The organism is Deinococcus pimensis DSM 21231, from assembly GCF_000519345.1.
Lineage (GTDB): Bacteria > Deinococcota > Deinococci > Deinococcales > Deinococcaceae > Deinococcus_A > Deinococcus_A pimensis.
The window spans coordinates 71,258-71,473 of the sequence record NZ_KI912669.1; the positions used below are offsets into that span (position 1 = coordinate 71,258).

Below are 216 nucleotides of genomic sequence, written 5' to 3' on the forward strand. Positions count from 1 at the left end.
GTGCTGCCCGAGAACTTCACCGTGGACGACGCCGAGGGCGACACGCCCCGCCTGCGCGAACGCGTCGTGTACCCCCCGCTGGAGAGCACCACCCGGGCGCTGGAGCGCGCCGCGCGTGAGGGCCTCGACTTCGATCCGCTGCGGCCCGCCAACCCTGCCGTCGCCCTCGCCGTGCTGAGAGGACGCGCCGCGCAGGACCCCACCAATCCCTTCACG

The 216-nt window shown here is 74.1% G+C and carries 1 protein-coding gene; it reads left to right on the forward strand.

Features of this window, described 5'->3' with window-relative positions:
- Positions 1–216, forward strand: a 216-nt coding sequence (locus DEIPI_RS40375) for a hypothetical protein (protein ID WP_027482808.1), incomplete at both ends; no start/stop codon positions are given.